Source organism: Sandaracinobacter neustonicus (assembly GCF_006385875.1).
In the GTDB taxonomy this organism is placed as follows: Bacteria; Pseudomonadota; Alphaproteobacteria; order Sphingomonadales; family Sphingomonadaceae; genus Sandaracinobacteroides; species Sandaracinobacteroides neustonicus.
In genome coordinates, this window is record NZ_VFSU01000032.1 from 118,404 (window position 1) to 136,234 (window position 17,831).

Here is a 17,831-nt window from a genome sequence, read left to right on the forward strand (position 1 = left end):
GCCGCCATTCAATCGGCCGGCTGCTAGGAACGGAGCGAGAGAGCTTCCTTTTGGAGAACCACACGTGCCCGACAGCTCGAACAAGAGCCGCTTCCTGACAGCCGGTATTTCCGCCGGTATCGCAGCCGTTGTCGCAACCGCGATTCCCGTGCTCGCGCAAACCGCCGTGCAAGCGCCGCCTGCCCCGCCGCCTGCCGCCGTGCAGGCCCCTGCTGCGCAAGCGCCCGCCGCCCTGCCCCCGCGCGGCGCGCCCGTCAGCTTCGCAGACCTGACTGCGCGGCTGCAACCGGCGGTCGTCAACATCTCCACCACGCAGCGGGTGGAAGTGGGCAGCAGCTTCCCGCGCTTTGGCCCCGGCACCAACCTTGAAGACCTGTTCCGCCGCTTTCAGGAGCAGCAGACGGACGACGGCAAGCCCGTCACGCGCGAAGCGAACTCGCTCGGTTCAGGCTTCATCATCTCGCCCGATGGCTATATCGTCACCAACAACCATGTGATTTCCGGCCGCGACGGCCAGAAGCTGGTCGATACCATCACAGTCACCATGTCTGACCGGCGCGAATATTCGGCCCGGGTGATCGGCCGCGACCCGCTGTCTGACCTCGCGCTGCTGAAGATCGACGGCCAGAACCTGCCCTATGTGCAGTTCGGCAATTCGCAGACGATCCGCCCGGGCGACTGGGCGATCGCCATCGGCAACCCGTTCGGCCTGTCCGGCACTGTGACTGCGGGGATCGTCTCCGCGCTGCACCGGGGCATTCAGGGCGGCGGGGCGTATGACCGCTATATCCAGACGGACGCCTCCATCAACCAGGGCAACAGCGGCGGGCCGCTGTTCGATCTGAACGGCAATGTGATCGGCGTGAACACCGCCATTTTCTCGCCCACCGGCGGCAATGTCGGCGTCGGCTTCGCAATCCCCGCCGAACTGGCGCAACCGGTGATCGAGCAGCTGCGCAACGGCGGCAAGGTGAAGCGCGGCTATCTGGGCGTGCAAATCCAGCAACTGACGCCCGCCATCGCCTCGTCGCTGGGCCTGCCGAAAGACCGTGGCGAGATCGTCGCCGCCGTGGAACCGTCTGGCCCGGCGCGCGCAGCCGGCGTGCAGCAGGGCGATGTGGTGGTGAAAGTGGCCGGGCAAGAGGTCACGCCGGACAACAGCCTGTCCTACATCGTCGCCAACACGCCGATCGGCTCGCGCGTGCCGATCGAAGTGGTGCGCGGCGGCAAGCGCATGACGTTCACCGCCACCATCAGCGAGCGTCCGTCCGAAGCATCACTCATCGGTCAGGACAGCGAGGCGCAAAGTGACGACGCCAGCCCGAAGGATCAGCCCGGCGCGGAAGCCGCTCGCAAGTCGCTGGGGCTGACGCTGCAGGCGATCACGCCGGAAATCCGCCAGCAGCTGCGTCTGCCCGAAACCGTGCAGGGCGTGGTGATTGCCAATGTGAACCAGTCTTCCAGCGCAGCCGAAGAAGGGCTGCAACGCGGTGACATCATCGTTTCGGTGAACCAGCAACCTGTGAAAACCCCGCAGGAAGCCGCCAATGTCGTCGCAGCCGCCCGCAAGGCCAACCGCGACACCGTGCTGCTGTTCGTGCAGCGGGGCAACACGCCCGGCCGATTCGTGGGTGTTAAAGTCCAGTAATGATTAGGTGCCAAGCCCGCGGGCATTGCCCCGCGGGCTTGTATATTCCCGACAATCTTCCTGGAATTCCGCGAAATCTGGTTAATTTCGCGCGGCTGTGCTTGCTGTTTGCCTGATCGCCATTTTATCCCCGCCTCGGGCAACCAAGAGGGGGTAGAATGTCGAAATCGATCATCCGGATTGCAGCCTTTGCAATGGCCGCCAGCCTGTCGTCCATCGCAGCGGCTGGCACGCTCGTCGTTTCCGGAGACGAATGGCAACTGTCGGACTCCGCCTATGATCCGGACTATGTCGCGGGCACCACGGCATTTGTGAACAGCCTCGCCACCACCTTCGGCGGCACCAACTATCTGCTTCTCACCGGCAATGTCGGCATTCCGCAGGCGAGCCTCAGCAAGCTTGCCGCGCAATTCACCTCGCTCGGCAAGACCGTGAGCTATTCTGCCACGTTCGATCTCGCCACCGCATCGGGCTATGATGCAGTGTTCCACGTCGGGCAGTACGTCGCCTCGCCCGCCGATTTCGCCGCCTATGTGAACGGCGGCGGCGGCGCTTACATCTCGCTCGGCAGCGGCCAATATGGGAACCCGGTCAGCGAAGCAGCGCACTGGAACCCGATGCTCGCGCAGTTCGGCCTGATCGCGGGCAACAGCTGGTTCACGGATCCCGGTTTCGTGAAGGCGACCGTCGTTGAAGGGCCGACGACGTCTCTGCTCTGGGGCTATGGCCAGACCATCGAAAAGCTCACGCCGGAATCCAGCAGCGTCTCCTATATCCGCGCTACTTTTGCCGGTAGCCAACAGGTCAGGGGCCTTGTGGGCGCCAGCATCGCGCCGAAGCCGCCTATCGTTCCGGGCGTTCCCGAACCCGCCAGCTGGGCGATGATGATCGCCGGCTTTGGTCTGGTCGGTGCCATCTCGCGTCGGCGTCGGTCGGTTTTCAGCCCGGCGTGAAAATGCGTCTGGCGGCTTTGAAGATCCAATAATCGCTTAAGCTTCCGGCCAATCCCCGCTACCACTTTCCACTGACACAGGCGGCAAGTGGGGGCGGCATGGCGGACGCAGACGGCACACTTTTCATCGGCGCGAAGGACGATGGCAGCGCGGCGCAAAGCCTTGTGCTGCGCCGGGCCAACCGGCACGGGCTGATCGCGGGTGCCACCGGCACCGGCAAGACAGTCACGCTGCAGGTGATGGCCGAAGGCCTCAGTCAGGCAGGCGTGCCCGTGTTCATGGCCGATGTGAAGGGCGACCTTTCCGGCATGGCACTGCCCGGCAGCCCCACCGCGAAGATGCACGAAGCCTTCACCGCGCGGGCGCAGCAGATCGGCCTTAACCCCTATGAATATCACGACAATCCCGTGGTTTTCTGGGATTTGTTCGGCGAACAGGGCCATCCGGTTCGCACCACCGTTTCCGAAATGGGGCCGCTGCTGCTCGCCCGCCTGCTGGGCCTGAACGACACGCAGGAGGGCGTTCTCGCCATCGCCTTCAAGGTGGCGGATGATCAGGGCCTGCTGCTGCTGGACCTGAAGGATCTGAAGCAGATGCTGGCCTGGTGCGCAGACAATGCGAAAGACCTCGCCACCAATTACGGCAATGTCACCAGCGCCTCCGTCGGCGCCATCCAGCGCCAGCTGCTCAGCCTCGAGTCGCAAGGCGGGGACCGTTTCTTCGGCGAGCCTGCGCTGGTGATGACGGACATGATCAAGGTGGGCGAGGATGGCCGCGGGCAGGTCAACATCCTCGCGGCGGACAAGCTGATCTCCAGCCCGAAGCTCTACGCCACCTTCCTGCTCTGGATGCTTTCCGAACTGTTCGAGGAACTCCCCGAAGTCGGCGATCCGGACAAGCCCAAGCTGGTGTTCTTCTTCGATGAGGCGCACCTGCTGTTCGATGAAGCCCCCAAGGCCCTGCTGGACAAGGTGGAACAGGTCGTCCGCCTGATCCGTTCCAAGGGCGTGGGCGTCTATTTCATCACCCAGAACCCCATCGACGTGCCGGACAGCATCGCCGGCCAGCTGGGCAACCGCGTGCAGCACGCGCTCCGCGCCTTCACTCCGCGCGACCAGAAGGCCGTGAAGGCAGCCGCCACCACCTTCCGCCAGAACCCGGCGATCAACGTGGAAACCGCCATCCTCGAACTGAAAACCGGTGAGGCGCTGGTTTCGCTGCTGCAAGCCGATGGCGCGCCCTCCCCCGTGGAACGCGTGCTGATCCGCCCGCCCGCCTCCCGCGTCGGACCGCTGACCCCCGGCGAGCGCAAGGTGATCGTCACCAGCTCCCCCGTGGCGGGGAAATATGAGGAAACTGTTGACCGCGAATCCGCGTTCGAAGTGTTGTCCGCCAAGGTGGCCGCGCAGGCGGATGCCCAATCTGCCGAGAAGGAAGCCGCCGTTGCCAAGAAGGCCGCCGTGCAGGAGGCCAAGGAAAAGGCCGCCGCAGACCGAGCCTATCGGGCCTCGCCCATGGGCAAAATGGAAAAGGTCGCCGTCGCGACCGCCACCGCCGTCGCCGTGCAGGCAGGCCGCAGCCTTGTGCGGGGGATCTTGGGCGGGTTGTTCAAGAAGCGCTAAGGGGTGTTTCGAAGGGGCTCTGCCCCTTCACCCCGGCAGGGAGCCGTGCTCCCTGCACCCACATTCGTAGGTCTTACGGTTAGGCTGGGTTTGGGGTTGGATTGATTGCCTGCGGCGCTTTGGGGAGGCTCCCACCCGCCGCCTCTCCACAAGTCACCCCGGACTTGATCCGGGGCCCAGCTTTCTTCTCCAATGTTGCCGACGAACAGCTGGACCCCGGATCAAGTCCGGGGTGACGGTTGTGGTTGTAGCGAGGTTGTGGATCAGGCCCGGCGGTGACACCCCCTCTCCAACTCTCCCCCTCATAGGGGGAGAGGGCTTTGTAGCGCCGCAGGCAATCGAATCTGATCGCTCACACGGCGCTGGAGTTCAGGCGCGACGCCAATTTTGAGGGTGCAGGGAAATCATTTCCCTGCCGGGTTCCAAGGGCAGAGCCCTTGGCCGCCGGAGGCAAAAAACCGTCAGGCTAAAAGGCCTCTCAGGCCCCCGGCACCGTCACCCGGGCGATATCCGCGTTGCGGGTGGAAGCGGGGGCGTCCAGCAGTTCGCGCAGGAAGGTGCCTTTGTCCACGGTTTGCGTGCCGGCATGGCCGGGCAGATCTGCAACCGTGTTGCGGATGCCGGAATCGGCGCGGTCGGCCTTCGCGTCTGACAGCAGCTGGCTTTCGATTTTCGACTTGGGCGGCAGTTGCGCGCCGGGGCCGAACAGCGCTTCCAGCGCTTGTTGCTGGCTGTCTGAGCCGATGGGGCGCGGCGCGCCGGGGCGCGGCGGGGCCATGGAATAATCGGGCGGGATCACCAGCGGGGCCTGCTTGCCGATGGCGAATTCGTCGGGCCGCTTGCGGTCCGCGATGTCGTTGCTCTGGCAGGCGGCCAGCGAAAGGGCCGCGGCGGAGAGTATCAGCAGGTTACGCATTGGGCAGTCTTTCCGAGTTGCCGTCTGAACGGCCGATGAGCGCGCGAAACAATAGGATGAGCACACCGATGGTGATGGCCGCATCCGCCACGTTGAACACATAGAAGGACCATGGCCCCCAGTGCAAATGCACAAAGTCCACCACATAGCCGAAGCGCACCCGGTCCACGATATTTCCCAGCGCCCCGCCGAGGATCAGCCCCAGCGCGACGGATTCGGGCCAGTGCCGTTCGCGGCGAATCCACAGGGCGACGACAGTGGCGATCAGCGCCGTCAGCCCCACCAGCAGCCAGCGGCCCACTTCGGTGTCGGCCGTCATCATCCCCATGGAAACGCCGCGATTTTCCACCCACGTCAGGGAGAAGAAGGGCAGCACGGGGATGGTGATGCGCTCTTGCAGCTGCACCACATTGACGATCCAGTATTTCACCAGCTGATCCAGCAGGAACACCAGCGCGGCCAGCGCATAGGCGAAGCGCTTCATGCGTCCATCTCCGCCACGACATCGTCGCAGCGTTCGCACAGGTCCGTTTCCGGGCGAACATCCGGCAGGTGCCGCCAGCAGCGGGCGCAGCGGGCTTCGGTGCTGGCGACGGCTGAGACGGCGGGTTCGCCGTCGGCGGCGACGGCGTCCACATGGGAGACGATGCAGAGTTCGGCGAAGTTCACCGATTGCAGCAGAGCCACGTCCGCGGCGGGGGCGTGCACGGCGACGGCGACTTCGTTGGACGACCCCACGACTTTCTCGCGCCGCATCGGTTCGATGGCCTGCGTGACGAGCGCGCGAAGGTCGCGCAGGCGCTCGAACTTCGCCTCCAGCGCGTCGTCGCGCCAGTCGGCGGGGATTTGGGCGTAGGTGCCATGGTGCACGGAGGTGCCGTCGCCGTGGCGATGCTCATGCGCTTCCTCTGTGGTGAACACCAGCACGGGGGCTAGCCAGTGGTTCAGCGCTTCGAACAGGGTTGCCAGCACGGTGCGATAGGCGCGGCGCTTGGGCGCGAAGGCGGCGTCGCAATAGAGGCTGTCTTTGCGGACATCGAAGAAGAAGGCCGACAGATCCACGTTCACGAAGCTGAAGATCGCCGCCATCATCCGCGCATAGCCATGGGAATCCAGCGCCACGCGGATTTCCGCATCCAGCGCCGCAAGGCGGGAGAGGATATAGCGCTCCAGCTCCGGCATCTCGGCCACCGGCAGCGCTTCTTCGGCGGTGTAGCCTTGCAGCGCGCCCAGCAGATAACGCAGCGTATTCCGCAGCTTGCGGTAATTGTCGACGCTGGTCTGCATGGAGAGCTTGCCGAAGCGCTGATCTTCCGAGGTATCGGTGGAGGCGACCCAGAGGCGCAGCACATCCACCCCGGATTCGCCGATGATCTTCTGCGGATCGACCACATTGCCCAGCGACTTGGACATTTTGCGGCCCTTGTCGTCCAGCGTGAAGCCGTGCGTCAGCACGCCCTTGTAGGGCGCCCTTCCCCGCGTGCCGCAGGATTCGAGCAGGGAGGACTGGAACCAGCCCCGGTGCTGGTCCGAGCCTTCCAGATAGAGGTCGGCCTGTTCGGCATGCAGCCGCGCTTCCGTCACGAAGGCGTGGGTGGAGCCGCTGTCGAACCAGACATCGAGGATGTCCGTCACCTGCTCATAATCCTCGGCGTTATAGGCGTTGCCGAGGAACTCCTGCGGGTCGCGCGTCCACCATGCGTCCGCGCCGTCGGTTTCGAAGGCGGCCTTGATCCGGGCGTTCACCTCTGCGTCGACCAGATAGTCGCCCGTGCCCTTTTTCACGAACAGGGTGATGGGCACGCCCCATGCGCGCTGGCGGCTGAGCACCCAGTCCGGGCGGCCCTCCACCATGGCGCGGATGCGGTTTTCGCCTTGCGCGGGGAACCAGCGGGTGTCGCCGATCGCCGTCAGCGCCCGGCCGCGCAGGGTGGTGCCGTCGCCAAGGTCGCGGTCCATCGCCACGAACCATTGCGGCGTGCAGCGGTAGATCAGCTTCGCCTTGGAGCGCCACGAGTGCGGGTAGCTGTGCTTGTAATCGGCGGAGGCCGCCAGCAGGCCGCCTGCCTCTTTCAAGGCCGTGCAGACGGGGCCGTCGGGCGCGTTCACCTTATAGACGTGCATCCCGCCGACGACGGGCCAATCCGCCTGATAGGTGCCATCTGGCCCGACCACGAACTTCGGATCGATACCGTTCGTCTTGCACAGGTAGAAATCGTCCTCGCCATGATCGGGGGCCATGTGGACGAGGCCGGTGCCGGCATCGGTGGTGACGAAGTCGCCGGCCAGAAGCGGGCGGGGTTCGGCGAAGAAGCCGCCGAGCGCGTGCCATGGGTGGCGGGCGATGGCTCCAGCGAGCCCTCCACGGACTGCACCGAGACTCCAGTCAGCGTTGTCAGGGAGTGATGAGTCGAGGCGCTTCAAGAACACCACGCGCAAGTCTGACGCTATGATGAAGCGCTTACCCCGCAACCATTCAAGATGAGGGCGATCATCGATCTCACCGCTCTTGATCTCGAAATGCTCGTAAAGGACATCTCCCCCATACGCCAAAGCCCGGTTCACCGGCAGCGTCCATGGGGTCGTCGTCCAGATCACCGCGTGCGCACCGACCAGTTCCGGCGCGTTCGGCGCTTCCACGATCTCGAACGCCACATCCACCTGCGTGGAAATGATGTCCTCATATTCCACTTCCGCCTCGGCCAGCGCGGTCTGCTCCACCGGGGACCACATCACCGGCTTGGCACCGCGATACAGCTGGCCCGTTTCGGCAAACCTCATCAGTTCGGATGCAATCACAGCTTCGGACGAAAAGTTCATGGTGAGATAGGGATTTTCCCAATCTCCCCAAATGCCCAGCCGCTTCAGTTGCTCGCGCTGCACCCCCACCCAATGCCCGGCGTAATCGCGGCATTGCTGGCGGAAGGCGATGAAATCCATCTCGCCCTTTTTGATGCCCTTTTCGCGGTTCAGTTCCTCCACCCGCCATTCGATGGGCAGGCCGTGGCAATCCCAGCCGGGGATATAGGGGCTGTCAAAGCCCATCTGCGTGCGGCTGCGAACCACGAAATCCTTCAGGATGTGGTTCAGCGCATGGCCGAGGTGCATGTCCCCGTTGGCGTAGGGCGGGCCATCGTGCAGAATCCAGCGCGCCGCGCCGGTGCGGAGTTCGCGCAGCTTCTGGTGCGCGCCCTCCTCTGCCCAGCGCGCCAGCAGGCGCGGCTCGGTGGCGGCGAGGCCAGCCTTCATGGGGAAGCCCGTTTCGGGCAGGAACACGGTATGGCGGTAATCTGCCGCCTTCATTTGCTCGGTCATGGCGGGGAGGCTTTAGAGCATCGGCGCATCCGCGCAACCCTCGGCGCGTTTGAGAATGCTGCGCAAACTCGTTCTCAACTAACCAATTGGTTTTACTTGACTTTTATTTCAACATATCTAAGATGGTGCAAATTCCCGAATATCTGAGAGGCTGCCATGAAGGGCGACAAGAAGGCGATCGACTATCTGAACGCAGTGCTGAAAGGCGAACTGACTGCGATCAACCAATATTTCATGCATTATCGCATGCTGGAAAACTGGGGCGTGCTGAAGCTCGCCAAATATGAATATCATGAGTCGATTGACGAAATGAAGCATGCCGACAAGCTGATGGAACGCATCCTGTTCCTGGACGGCTTGCCCAATCTGCAAACGCTGAACCGCCTGCGCATCGGCGAGAATGTGCCCGAAATCCTCGCGGCCGATCTGGAGCTGGAATATGAGGCGCTGACGCTGCTGAAAGAGGCCATCCCCTATTGTGAATCGATCCGCGATTTCGGCACCCGCGAACTGCTGACGGAAATCCTTGAGGCCGAGGAAGAGCATATCGATTTCATCGAGAAGCAGCAGCAGATGATCAAGGATCAGGGGCTGCAGAATTATATTCAATTGCAGTCGGAAGCGGCGGGCTCGTAGGCGGCTGCGATTAAGGCGCAGCCTTAACTCGCAGACTCGCCGCAGACCCGGCCGGCTGAGTCGGCGATCTCTATCGCCGACCAGTCCGACGAGTCCGGCGTTCAGCCAGAGGCTGACCATCGGGTTCGCCGGACCTCTTTCTGCCTTCCTCTTCCCCCCAAGCGGACTCGCAGGCTTCGCCTGCGGCCGCCCCCACCGCAGCCAGCCATTGTAGCCCCCCACACGAAGCCTTATCTCCACCCCGTGCAAAAGAACCTGTCTGAGACCCGCTGAGGCCTCACCCTGCGGGGTGAGGCGCCAAACCGAAGCCCCCTGCCCGCCTCCGTGCGCGCAGGGCCGTTTGGCTTGGGCCGCTGCCGTGCGGCCCGCAGCACCGGACAGATTCAATGGATATTTCAAGGCCGGAGCAGCGCATTCTGCACCTGCTCGCTCAAGGCGGATCAATCACGCCGATCAAGGATGAACGCGGCCAGATCGTCGCGGCGCAATGCTTCACCCGCGAGGGGTGGCAGTTGAGCGCCTTCGATCTCGCCTTGTTTCGCAAACTGAAACGTCGGCGGGCGATCTCGTCCACCGGAAGCCAGCCCTATCGCATCACGCGGCACGGGCTGGAACTGGTGCGAAGCCAGCCCGACAACCGGTAGATCGCGAGGGGACGCGGGGCGGATCAGCGCTCCGCGTCACTCCTCGCCGAATTTCGACTGAACAAGATCGACCAGCGCCGCCAGCGCCGCGTTGGCCTGTGCACCTTCGGCCCTGATCTCGATGCTTTCGCCCATGGCGGCGGCCAGCATCATCAGCCCCATGATGGAGGTGCCGAGCACGTCTGACCCGTCTTTGGAGACGGTGATGGTGGCGTCATATTGGCTGGCGAGCGTGACGAACTTCGCGCTGGCGCGGGCGTGCAGCCCCCGCCGGTTGGTGATCGCAACGGTGATGGGGCCAGCGCTCATGTGCTGAGACCTTCAGGCAGCTTCGCCCAGCAATCGACTGGCAACACTGATATATTTCCTCCCCGCTTCCTGCGCCAGATCCACGGCTTCTCCCACCGTTTTCGCCTTGCGCACACTCGCCAGCTTGATCAGCATCGGCAGGTTGATCCCTGCGATCACTTCCAGATTGGGCCGCCCCAGCAGGGAAATGGCAAGGTTGGAAGGCGTGCCGCCGAACATGTCCGTCAGCAGGATCACCCCGTCGCCCTTGTCCACCTCTGCCGCCGCCCTGGCGATGTCGGCGCGGCGTTCCTCCATATCATCATTGGCTTCGATGCAGATCGCCTGGCACTGCGCCTGCGGGCCGACGACATGCTCCATCGCGGCCACGAATTCCGCTGCCAGCCTGCCGTGAGTCACCAGAACCAACCCGATCATTCAGGACCTTTCCTTTCGCCCGCAGCCGCTTGCCCGGCCTCAGGCTCGTCATCAACTGCTCCGGCCGCCTGATCCCGGTGGACCACGGAATTCACCCATCCCTCCGCCGCCAGCGCCGCCCCGGCGGCTTCCGCCACCGCGACAGAGCGGTGCCGCCCCCCGGTGCAGCCGAACGCCACCGTCAGATAGGCACGCCCCTCCTTGGCATAACCCGGCAGCAGCATCGTTAGAAGCCCCACAATCGTCCCGAAGGCGGGCGCGTAGGCGGGATCGGATTTCACATGCTCGCTGACGGCGGCGTCCAGCCCCGTGAGCGGGCGCAGCGCCGGATCCCAGTGCGGGTTCTTCAGGAAGCGCATGTCGAACACCAGATCGGCGTCGCGCGGGACGCCTCGCGAATAGCCGAAGCTCATCAGCGTCAGCGTCAGCGCCTTGTGGCCGGGTGCGCCGAAGCGGGTGGAAATCGCGCGGCGCAGATCGTTGGTGGAAAAATCCGTGGTGTCGATCACCACATCCGCCACCCGCCGCAGTTCAGAGAGAATCTCCCGTTCCAGCGCGATTCCGTCGCCAGCAGGCCGGTCCTGCGCCATCGGGTGGCGGCGGCGCGTTTCGGAAAAGCGCCGCACCAGTTCCGGGCCGGAACAATCGAGGTAGAGGATACGGATCGGCCGGGCCGGGCTGGCATGCTCGGCCATCGCCTGCAGCACCAGTTCCGGGCTGAAGGCGCGGGTGCGGGCGTCGATTCCAATCGCCAGCCGGTGCCCGCCCGGCACCGCCAGCAGCGGCCCCAGCAGCGACAGCGGCAGATTGTCCACCGCTTCATAGCCCAGATCTTCCAACGCCTTCAGCGCCGTGGACTTGCCCGCGCCGGACAGGCCCGTCACCAGCAGCACCGGGGCGGGCGGCTCGTCCTTCATCGGCAGGTTTGCTGCAACTGCGTCGGGCATGGGGTTGCCTTAGCCATTTGTGCCCGCGCGCGCCAACCCCAACACATCCGCCAGCGCCAGTTCCACCTTGATCGGCGCAGACGCTTCGAACGGGGCCAGATGGATCAGCGGCACCGCAATGTTGCCCAGTGGAAACTGCATCGGCTCGGGCATCCGTTCCGGCACTTCATCCAGCCGCACGGCGAGTGCGGCGGGCACGCCCACCACAAACGGCAGGCTGATGATCCCCAGCCCGCGCACCTCCAGCCGCCCGGCGATGCTGGAGGGCACAGAGAGCAGCGTCCCCTCCCCCACCGCCACCCGGTCATCGGCGATCAGCTGCGCGCCCCTGTCGATCAGCCGCAGCGCCAGATCGGATTTGCCGCTGCCCGGCGGCCCCAGCAGCAACACCCCCTGCCCCCGGATCGCAACGGCCGTGGCATGAATGGTGCCCGTCACAGCGCGGCCGTCACAGCGCAGGCAAAGTCACGCGGAACAGCGCCCCGGGCAGGCCGTCCGGCCGGTCCTCCACGCTGATCTGCCCGTCCATCGCTTCGATGATGGCCTTGGCGATGGAAAGCCCCAGCCCACTGTGCTTGCCATATTCCTGATTGTCCGTTCGCTCTGAATAGAAGCGTTCGAAGATGGATTGCCGCGCCTCGGGCGGCACGCCGGGGCCGTCATCCGTCACGGCGATGGTCACCACGCCGCCCTTGCGCCATGCGGAGACGATGATCTCCCCGCCGTCGGGCGAAAAGCTGATCGCATTGTCGATCAGATTGTTCAGCACCTGCGCCAGCCGGTCTCCATCGGCCAGCACCATGGCGGCACCCGGCGCGGGCAGGTCCAGCCGCACCCGCACGCCCCGGCGCGGCGGTCCGCCCGCCGTCTGGGTGGATACAATGGTTTCCGCCAGCTGCGCCACGTCCAGCGGCTGCAACCGCGTGCGCGACATTTCCGCGTCCAGCCGCGAGGCAGCGGAGATATCGGTGATCAGCCGGTCGATGCGGCGCACATCCTCCTCGATCACCGCGAACAATTGGGCGCGCGCGCCTTCGTCCCGCACATTGCCCAGCGTCTCCACAGCGCTGCGCAGGCTGGCCAGTGGGTTCTTCAGTTCATGCGCCACATCCGCCGCGAAGGCCTCGGTCGCGTCGATCCGCTGCCGCAGCGCCGCCGTCATATCGGCCAGCGCGCGCGCCAGCCCGCCGATCTCGTCGCGCCGGTGCGGCAGGCGCGGTACCACCACGTCGCGCTGACGCCCCAGCCGCACCCGGTGCGCCGCCAGCGCCAGCTGCCTCAGCGGCACCACCACCGTACGCGCCAGATAGAGGCTCAGCGCAAGGCTGAACGCCAGCACCACCAGAAATACCAGAAACGAGGTCATCCGCTCGCGCCGGACGAGATCGACCACGTCCGGCGTATCCACAGACAGCATCACCACCGGCCATGGCGGCCCCATTCCCGCCGTTCGCACCGGCACGGCCGCCTGCAACACCACCAGCCGGTCGTCCGTCTGCCGCCCCTGCGTCACCGAATTGCCGGTGCGGGCCGCGATGTCGGCCTCGCTCCACACCGTGCGCGTGTCCAGCGCGGGCACCGGGTTTGGCAGCGGCGGCAGTTCGGCCTGCCCCGTCAGCAAGTCAATCATCCGGTCGATCAGGATCGCGCTTTCCCGGCGAAACCCCGCCGTCGTGGGATCGACCAGTTCAAAGCGGGTGACGGCCGGGTTGCTCCAGTTGTCTGCGATCAGCTTGCCGCCGGAATCGAACAGCCGGATGCGGGTGCCGCGCGGGCTGGAAATTGCGCGCACATCGGCCCGCCCCTTTTCCACCCCTTGTTCAGAAAGGAACTGGGCGATGATCTCGCCCTGCCGCAGCAATTCCTGCTCGCGGGTTTCCAGCAGGCGGCTGCGGAAGCTCTCAATGTAGAAAAGCGCGCCCGCCAGCGCGAGGATCGCCACGAGATTCACGATCAGGATTCGCGTGACAAGCGAGGACCAGCCCGAAAAACGCAGAGTCCCACCGCTGCGCCGCACCGCCGGCCGGGCGTTGCGGAAGCTCGCCTGCTCGTTCACCGCGCATCCCTGAACAGAGCCGCCAAATCAGTCTTCCTCGTCGAACCGATATCCCACGCCATAGAGCGTCTCGATCGCCTTGAACTGCGAATCGACGGCGCGGAACTTCTTGCGCAAGCGCTTGATATGGCTGTCGATGGTGCGGTCATCCACGTAGCTGTCATGCGCATAGGCCACGTCCATCAGCTGATCGCGCGATTTCACAAAGCCCGGGCGCTGCGCCAGCGCATCCAGAATCAGGAATTCCGTCACCGTCAGCGGCACGTCGCGGCCACCCCAGCGCACCCGGTGGCGGGCCGGGTCCATCTCCAGTTTCCCGCGCAAGATGGGTTCCGATGGCACTTCGTCCGAATCGACGGGCGTGCGGCGGTTGGCGGTGCGGCGCAGCACGGCGCGAATCCGCTCGATCAGCAGCCGCTGGCTGAACGGCTTGCCGATATAATCGTCCGCCCCCATCGCCAGCCCCAGCGCCTCGTCGATCTCAGTGTCTTTCGACGTGAGGAAGATCACTGGCACGTCGGATTTCTCGCGCAGGCGGCGCAGCATTTCCATGCCGTCCATGCGCGGCATCTTGATATCCACCACGGCAAGGTCCGGCGGATTCTCCATCACACCCTTCAGCCCGGCCGCGCCATCGGCATAGACTCGGGTTGTGAACCCCTCTGCCTGCAGCGCAAGGCTGACGGATGTAAGAATATTCCGATCATCGTCGACCAGCGCTATGGTCGGGGCTGCCTCGTCCGTCATGCAGCGGGCTGGTCTGGTGCACGGTTCGTCATGCGGAAGGTGTATAGCTGCTAACGCTGCTTGTTCCAAAGGTTCATGTTTCAGGCGCTTCACATGGCGTGCGAGCTTCGGTAGGGATTGTGCATACGTATGCGGGCATGATGTCAGTTTTGACTCACGGCCAATGTGCGGAGTTGCGGCAACCCTGCGATAGGGCGCAACGAAGCAACAGAGCGCATCGGTCGAAGTCGCCGTAAACGACCGGGCGCCACAGAACGGCGGAAAGCCGAAAACGGGAACTCCCGGCAAGTGCGCCGGGCCGAGATGAAGGGACTGATCAGGTGGGCAATAGCATCGCGAACGGACTGAGCGCGCTGGGTGTGAAAGCGGACGCCACCGTGCACCGCAACCTCGGCACCGCGCCGCTTCTCGAAATCGCCTCCAATCGCGGCGAAGGCCTGTTCTCGAAGGACGGCGCGTTCGTGGTGGAAACCGGCCAGCACACCGGCCGTTCCGCCAACGACAAGTTCACCGTAAAAGACGCCGAAACCGAAAACAGTGTCTGGTGGGGCAAGAGCAACAAGCCCATGGATCCGGCCCATTTCGCCGCCCTGAAGGATGATTTCCTGAAGGCCGTGGGCGAGAAAGACACGCTGTTCGTGCAGGAACTGTTCGGCGGCTCGCAGCCGGAATATCGGGTGAACGTCCGCGTCGTCACCGAATTCGCCTGGCACTCGCTGTTCATCCGCACCCTGCTGGTGCGGCCGACGGCGGCTGAGCTGGAGGCTTTCAAGACCGAATATACCATCATCGATCTGCCCAGCTTCCGCGCCGATCCGGCCCGCCACGGCTGCCGGTCTGAAACGGTGGTGGCGGTGAACTTCACCGAGAAGCTGATCCTGATCGGCGGCACCAAATATGCCGGCGAAATGAAGAAATCGGTGTTCGGCATCCTGAACTATCTGCTGCCCACCAAGGGCGTGATGCCGATGCACTGCTCTGCCAACATCGGCAGCAAGGGCGACACTGCCGTGTTCTTCGGCCTTTCCGGCACCGGCAAAACGACGCTGTCCGCAGACGCCAGCCGCACGCTGATCGGCGATGACGAGCATGGCTGGTCTGACACGGCCGTGTTCAACTTCGAAGGCGGTTGCTACGCGAAGATGATCCGCCTGTCCGAAAGCGCGGAACCGGAAATCTACGCCACCACCAAACGCTTCGGCACGGTGCTGGAAAATGTGGTGATCGATCCGGAAACCCGTGTGATCGATCTGGACGACAACCGGCTGGCCGAAAACAGCCGGGGTTCCTACCCGATTGATTTCATTCCGAACGCCAGCGCCGAAAATCTCGGCCCGGTGCCGAAGAACATCATCATGCTGACGGCTGACGCCTTCGGCATCCTGCCGCCCATTGCCAAGCTGACGCCGGACCAGGCGATGTATCACTTCCTGTCTGGCTACACCGCGCGCGTCGCGGGCACGGAAATCGGCGTGACCGAGCCGGACGCCACCTTCTCCACCTGCTTCGGCGCGCCCTTCATGCCGCGCCACCCCAGCGTCTATGGCAATCTGCTGAAGGAACGCATCGCCAAGGGCGGCGTGGACTGCTGGCTGGTGAACACCGGCTGGACCGGCGGTGGAGCCGGCACCGGCGGCACCGGTAGCCGCATGCCCATCAAGGTGACGCGCGCGCTGCTGAACGCCGCGCTGGATGGCTCGCTGAAAACCGCCGAGTTCCGCAAGGACCCCTTCTTCGGCTTCGACGTGCCCGTCAGCGTGCCGGGCGTGGAACCGGGCATCCTCGATCCCCGTAGCACCTGGCCCAGCCCGGCAGAGTATGACGAAAAGGCGCGCGGGCTGGTGAAGATGTTCGTCGAAAACTTCGCCCAGTTCGAAGACCATGTGGAACAGGGCGTGCGCGAAGCCGCCCCCAAAGCCGCCTGAGGTGACAAGCGGGGCGGACGGTTTTCCGCCCCGCTTGTTCGAGGCGGAGGCGAAAGTCCGGCGGATCGCCGCCGGGCTTCTCACCTTCACCCTGCCGCGCGCGGCATGGACTCACGAGGCGCATCTGGCCACCGTGGTCGCGTTGCTGGTTGAACATCCCGAAATCCAGCTGGAACAACAGCTTCCAGGTATTATTTCACGCTTCAACGAAAGCGTGGGCGGAGTGAATGACGACGCCCAAGGCTATCACGAAACCCTCACGCAATTCTGGATCGCCAACGCCCGCGCGCATCTGGCCGCGAATCCGGCTGGGTCGCTGCTCGATCAGGTGAACGCCTTCATCCTGTCGCCAAGGGGCCGCCGGGACGCGCCGCTTCGCTATTACAGCCGCGAACGCCTCTTTTCGGTTGAAGCCCGTCGCCATCTGGTGGAACCGGACCTGATGCGATTCGATTGGGACATGCCAGATGCCGCGCCCGCGCCGAAGCTCTGACTGGGGCTTCCCGCGCTGGCGGGACTATGATGGCGCAGGCAAAACGCCCGAAGCGCAACGCCTGTGCGACCGCGAAGGCTGCACCAACCCCGGCAACTGCCCTGCCCCCAAGGCCCCGAACCGGCCCGACCGCTGGTATTTCTGCGAAGCCCATGCCGCCGAATACAACAAGGGCTGGAACTATTTCGGCGCGCTGAGCGAAGAAGAGGCCGCTGAGCAGGAGGCGAAGGAACAGCGGGGCCAGCGCAGCTATCAGCGCGCCCGCCACTGGGACTGGGGCGATGGAGACGGCAGCCGCAGCCGCGCCGAACTGGACGCGCTGCGCCTGTTCGAGCTGGATCCGGACGCCGACGAAGCCGCCATCAAGGCCGCGCACCGCCGCATGGCGAAGGAGAATCACCCCGATCTCCACCCCAACAACGCCGAAGCTGCCCAGCGTTTTCAGGCCGCGCAGGCCGCCTACGAAGTGCTGAAATCCGCCGCCGAGCGCCGCGCGGAGCAGCATAAGGGCTGAGTGCCCCCTTCCCCTTGCCGCCCGTCTCCGGCATGACGCCCGCATGCCTGCATTCGAAGACCTCATCGACGGATACCGCCGCTTCCGCCTCGGTTCCTATCGCGAACAGCGCGAGCGCTATGATCAGCTCGCGCAGGGGCAGTCGCCCAAGATCATGGTGATCGCCTGCTCAGACAGCCGCGTCGATCCCACCCGCGTGTTCGATGCCAGCCCCGGCCAGCTGTTCGTGCTGCGGAACATCGCCAATCTGGTACCGCCCTATTCCGCGATTTCCGGCCAGTCCTCAGTCGCAGCCGCGCTGGAATATGCCGTTACCGGAATTCATGTGCACCACATCGTGATATTCGGCCACGCCCGCTGCGGCGGCGTCTCGGCGGCGCTGGCGGGCGATTTCGACAATCCTGTCGCGGGCAAGCATGTGCATGCGTGGATGGAATTCATCGCCCCGGCGCGCGATGCCGTGAAGGCGGCGTGCCAGCTATCCCCGGATATCGACGCCCAGCGCGCGCTGGAACTCGCCAACATCCGGCTGGGGCTGGAAAATCTGCGCAGCTACCCCTTCGTCGCCGACGCGGTGGCCAAGGGGACCGTGAAGCTGCACGGCGTGCTGTTCGATATCGCCGAAGGCGTGCTGAAGATTCTGGATGCCAAAACCGGCCAGTTCGAACCTGTGAAGGTCGACCTGTAAC

18 protein-coding genes are annotated in these 17,831 nt (G+C 64.6%); 9 read left to right on the forward strand and 9 right to left on the reverse strand.

Annotated elements, in window-relative coordinates; all coding sequences use genetic code 11:
• The first annotated feature begins 64 nt into the window (after positions 1-64).
• The 3 genes from FJQ54_RS15025 to FJQ54_RS15035 all read left to right on the forward strand — a co-directional run bounded on the left by FJQ54_RS15025 (position 65) and on the right by FJQ54_RS15035 (position 4,223).
• Positions 65-1,648 (forward strand): Do family serine endopeptidase, encoded by a 1,584-nt coding sequence (locus tag FJQ54_RS15025; RefSeq protein WP_235890483.1) that lies wholly within the window; start codon positions 65-67, stop codon positions 1,646-1,648.
• Positions 1,649-1,806: 158 nt separating this feature from the next.
• Positions 1,807-2,601, forward strand: a complete 795-nt coding sequence (locus FJQ54_RS17870) for a PEPxxWA-CTERM sorting domain-containing protein (protein WP_235890484.1) — start codon at positions 1,807-1,809, stop codon at positions 2,599-2,601.
• Positions 2,602-2,699: 98 nt separating this feature from the next.
• On the forward strand, positions 2,700-4,223 hold the full coding sequence (locus tag FJQ54_RS15035; RefSeq protein WP_140929238.1) for a helicase HerA-like domain-containing protein: 1,524 nt from the start codon (positions 2,700-2,702) through the stop codon (positions 4,221-4,223).
• Positions 4,224-4,701: 478 nt separating this feature from the next.
• Here FJQ54_RS15035 and FJQ54_RS15040 read toward each other — a convergent pair whose 3' ends face one another.
• Genes FJQ54_RS15040 through ileS form a run of 3 tightly spaced genes read right to left on the reverse strand, consistent with a single transcriptional unit; the run spans position 4,702 to position 8,454 of the window.
• On the reverse strand, positions 4,702-5,139 hold the full coding sequence (locus FJQ54_RS15040; RefSeq protein ID WP_140929239.1) for a DUF3035 domain-containing protein: 438 nt from the start codon (positions 5,137-5,139) through the stop codon (positions 4,702-4,704).
• Positions 5,132-5,623 carry a signal peptidase II gene (gene lspA, locus FJQ54_RS15045; protein WP_140929240.1) on the reverse strand — a complete coding sequence of 164 codons (492 nt, stop codon included), beginning with the start codon at positions 5,621-5,623 and terminating at the stop codon, positions 5,132-5,134. Before lspA ends, FJQ54_RS15040 begins: the two co-directional genes overlap by 8 nt.
• Positions 5,620-8,454, reverse strand: a complete 2,835-nt coding sequence (gene ileS / locus FJQ54_RS15050; RefSeq protein WP_140929241.1) for an isoleucine--tRNA ligase — start codon at positions 8,452-8,454, stop codon at positions 5,620-5,622. The genes lspA and ileS overlap by 4 nt, the downstream gene beginning before the upstream one ends.
• A 156-nt stretch (positions 8,455-8,610) precedes the next feature.
• On the opposite strand from ileS, the gene bfr reads away from it, so the two are divergent.
• Positions 8,611-9,090: a bacterioferritin gene (bfr, locus tag FJQ54_RS15055; RefSeq protein ID WP_140929242.1), complete on the forward strand. Its 480-nt coding sequence runs from the start codon at positions 8,611-8,613 to the stop codon at positions 9,088-9,090.
• Positions 9,091-9,476: 386 nt separating this feature from the next.
• On the forward strand, positions 9,477-9,734 hold the full coding sequence (locus FJQ54_RS15060; protein WP_140929243.1) for a YjhX family toxin: 258 nt from the start codon (positions 9,477-9,479) through the stop codon (positions 9,732-9,734).
• 36 nt (positions 9,735-9,770) lie between these two features.
• Here FJQ54_RS15060 and FJQ54_RS15065 read toward each other — a convergent pair whose 3' ends face one another.
• From FJQ54_RS15065 to FJQ54_RS15090, 6 genes are read right to left on the reverse strand one after another with little or no spacing between them, the layout of a single operon-like run.
• Complete coding sequence (locus FJQ54_RS15065) at positions 9,771-10,043, reverse strand: HPr family phosphocarrier protein (protein WP_140929244.1); 273 nt, start codon at positions 10,041-10,043, stop codon at positions 9,771-9,773.
• Between the two features lie 12 nt (positions 10,044-10,055).
• Positions 10,056-10,460, reverse strand: coding sequence for a PTS sugar transporter subunit IIA (locus FJQ54_RS15070; RefSeq protein ID WP_140929245.1), 405 nt, complete (start codon positions 10,458-10,460; stop codon positions 10,056-10,058).
• On the reverse strand, positions 10,457-11,407 hold the full coding sequence (gene rapZ, locus FJQ54_RS15075; protein ID WP_140929246.1) for an RNase adapter RapZ: 951 nt from the start codon (positions 11,405-11,407) through the stop codon (positions 10,457-10,459). Before rapZ ends, FJQ54_RS15070 begins: the two co-directional genes overlap by 4 nt.
• A 9-nt stretch (positions 11,408-11,416) precedes the next feature.
• Positions 11,417-11,845, reverse strand: a complete 429-nt coding sequence (locus FJQ54_RS15080) for an HPr kinase/phosphorylase (protein ID WP_140929247.1) — start codon at positions 11,843-11,845, stop codon at positions 11,417-11,419.
• 10 nt (positions 11,846-11,855) lie between these two features.
• Positions 11,856-13,463: a sensor histidine kinase gene (locus FJQ54_RS15085; RefSeq protein WP_140929248.1), complete on the reverse strand. Its 1,608-nt coding sequence runs from the start codon at positions 13,461-13,463 to the stop codon at positions 11,856-11,858.
• A 27-nt stretch (positions 13,464-13,490) separates the two neighbouring features.
• Positions 13,491-14,210, reverse strand: coding sequence for a response regulator transcription factor (locus FJQ54_RS15090; protein ID WP_140929249.1), 720 nt, complete (start codon positions 14,208-14,210; stop codon positions 13,491-13,493).
• A 320-nt stretch (positions 14,211-14,530) separates the two neighbouring features.
• On the opposite strand from FJQ54_RS15090, the gene FJQ54_RS15095 reads away from it, so the two are divergent.
• From FJQ54_RS15095 to FJQ54_RS15110, 4 genes are read left to right on the forward strand one after another with little or no spacing between them, the layout of a single operon-like run.
• Positions 14,531-16,135, forward strand: coding sequence for a phosphoenolpyruvate carboxykinase (locus FJQ54_RS15095; RefSeq protein ID WP_140929250.1), 1,605 nt, complete (start codon positions 14,531-14,533; stop codon positions 16,133-16,135).
• A gap of 34 nt (positions 16,136-16,169) precedes the next feature.
• Complete coding sequence (locus tag FJQ54_RS15100) at positions 16,170-16,628, forward strand: hypothetical protein (RefSeq protein WP_140929280.1); 459 nt, start codon at positions 16,170-16,172, stop codon at positions 16,626-16,628.
• Positions 16,603-17,142 (forward strand): J domain-containing protein, encoded by a 540-nt coding sequence (locus FJQ54_RS15105; protein WP_140929251.1) that lies wholly within the window; start codon positions 16,603-16,605, stop codon positions 17,140-17,142. Before FJQ54_RS15100 ends, FJQ54_RS15105 begins: the two co-directional genes overlap by 26 nt.
• Before the next feature lie 43 nt (positions 17,143-17,185).
• A complete protein-coding gene (locus tag FJQ54_RS15110) occupies positions 17,186-17,830 on the forward strand; it encodes a carbonic anhydrase (RefSeq protein WP_140929252.1) in 645 nt (214 codons plus the stop codon).
• The last annotated feature ends 1 nt before the right edge of the window (position 17,831 follow it).